This window comes from Kitasatospora sp. NPDC057542, assembly GCF_042801945.1.
In the GTDB taxonomy this organism is placed as follows: Bacteria; Actinomycetota; Actinomycetes; order Streptomycetales; family Streptomycetaceae; genus Kitasatospora.
In genome coordinates this window covers 1-2308 of record NZ_JBHVFE010000756.1, presented here as the reverse complement: position 1 = coordinate 2308, position 2308 = coordinate 1, and the positions used below count along the sequence as shown (strand labels likewise).

Sequence of the window (2308 nt, the reverse complement as noted above, 5' to 3'; positions counted from 1 at the left end):
CGGGGCTGGTCTCCACCGCCGTGTCCCGTCGCCACCCTGCCGATCGGCAGGGTGGCGACGGCGATCGCGGCCCGGGAACCTCCCGATCGGCACCTGTGCGACGGACTGGCGGCGCGCAAGGATGACGCCATCGGGGCCCTGCCGGTGGGCCCGGGAAGGAGCCCTGCCGTGACCTCCCTGTTCCTGTCGTTCTCTGTCCTGTCGTGCCTGTTCCTGCCGTTCCCGCTCCTGTACTTCGCCCTGTCCGCTGCCTTCTGCGTCTCCCCCTGGGCCCGCGTCAACGCCCTGCACGCCAGGTGTCGCCGGCGCATCCCCTCAGCGCGGCGCCATGCCCGGGGTTCCCCGCACCGCGTACGCCGGCAGGCGCAGCCCGCCGAGGGCTGCGCGGGGCAGGCTCAGTCCGAAGCGCCGCTCGACGGCGCCGAGGGTGCGGCGTCGGGCGGCCCCGTCGGCCGGCCGCCCGGGGTCGCAGGAGGTCACGCCGTCGGCCTCCAGAACGCCGGCGGCAACCAGGTCCGGCACCAACAGGTCCGGCTCCTGGCCCCAACGCCAGCGCTCCTCGCCGAGGCCCAAGCCACACAGCACGGCGCCGTCCCGGGCGTAGTCGAGCAGTGCCTGTCGCTGCTCCGGCATCGCGCGGAAGTGCACCACCTCGACGCCGTCGCGCGCTATCTCGGTGAGCAGCTCACCGCCGGTGGAGTCGCCGTACTCGATCGCGAACGACCAGCCGGCGCACGCACCGACCCGGATCACGCCGTCGCCGTCGTCACCCGGGCGGTAGACCTCGATGTCCAGGTCCCGGATCTCGGTGTCGCTGATCGGCCGGGTCACGGCGGCCGGGTCGGCGCCCATACGGCGGGCGAGCTCCTCGGGCGTGATCCCCCTGGCGAAGACGACACCGCCGAGCTCACCGTCCGTGTCGCGGCCGCCCGTTGACGATCCGCCGGCGCCCGGCCTGCCGATCTCCGCGAGCCACTGGATGCCGTCGCCGTCCTGCCCCACTCCCTCGTGCGTGCCGTCGGTCATGCTGCCCTCCCCTCGCGCGTGGCCTGTGGTGACCGGGCGCGCCGGTCGGCACCCTAACCGACCCGGCCGACAGCCGGAGACCGGTCGCCGGATCGGTGCCGGACCCGGCCGCGCGCCGGGCCGACAACCACCCCTGATCAATCGGAAGGAGGCTGATCCGGAGCCGAACGCACCCGGCCCGCGCCGTCATTCGCCCGGCACCGACACCGACACCGACACCGACACCAACGCCGCACGACTCATCCGGAAACGGTCGGCACCTCCTGGCCCACCGCTTCGAACAGCAGCTTCGCGGCCACCGTCGCCCCGTCGGTGCGGATGCTGCCGGCCACAGCCTTCGCCCGGACACGGGTCTCGGGCGCCAGGGCCGTGGTGAGCGCGGCAGAGAGCGAGTCGACGGTCGGCGTGAGGTCGAGGTGGGCCGCGCCGATGCCCAACTCGGCCACCCGGCCGGCCCAGTACGGTTGATCCGCGATCCGGGGGACGACCACCTGGGGTACGCCCGCCACGGCCGCGGTCGTCGTGGTGCCCGCACCGCCGTGGTGGACGACGGCGGCCACCCTGCGGAACAGGGCCTGCTGGTTCACCTCGCCGACGACGTGGCAGTCCTCGCGGTCGTCGATCGGGGCGAGCCCGGCCCAGCCGCGCGCGAGGAGCACGCGGCGGCCGTGCGCCCGGCTCGCTTCGACGGCCACTCGCGCGATGCCCTCCGGTGCGTATGCGGCCATGCTGCCGAAGCCGACGTACACGGGCGGTTGACCGGCGTCCAGGAACGCCTCCAGGTCAGCGGGGAGCGGGCGGTCGTCAGGCAGGATCCACGCCCCGGTCGACACCAGGTCGAGCTCCGTCCTGCCCTCCGACGGGCACAGCATCGGATCCGCCGCCAGCCACGGCCGCTCGGTGAAGACGTGGTCGCGGACGTTCTCCACCGGCGGCAGGCCGATCGCCGCGCGGTGGCTGTTGAGCGCGTCCCCGTACAGCCCGTTCACTCGCTGGGCGTCCTGCTGCCACAGTTTCCGGTAGTCGGTCTCGTCCTGTGGGGACGGCGTCCCCGGCCGCCGCCCGGGCCGGAAGTGCCGCGAGGGCAGTCCGAAGATGTGGAAGCAGGCCAACACGTAGGGGAGGCCCAGCTTCTCGGCGACGTCCCGTGCCCCGGCCGGCATCAGGCCGGTCGCCAGCAGCACGTCACAGCCTTCGGCCGCCGCGGTCAGCGTCTCGAACCGTGCGGCGACCAGCTCGCGGGCGAGCCGGAACGCGTCCTCGGCCGTCGGCGGCTTCGGAC

Annotated in this window: 2 protein-coding genes; both read right to left on the bottom strand. The window is 74.1% G+C overall.

The annotated features are described in order from the left end of the window. Positions 1–315: 315 nt before the first annotated feature. Complete coding sequence (locus ACFU7Y_RS43135) at positions 316–1026, bottom strand: DUF6461 domain-containing protein (protein WP_380771931.1); 711 nt, start codon at positions 1024–1026, stop codon at positions 316–318. A gap of 239 nt (positions 1027–1265) precedes the next feature. Beyond that, a partial coding sequence (locus ACFU7Y_RS43130; RefSeq protein WP_380771929.1) for a glycosyltransferase occupies positions 1266–2308 on the bottom strand: 1043 nt, incomplete at its 5' end.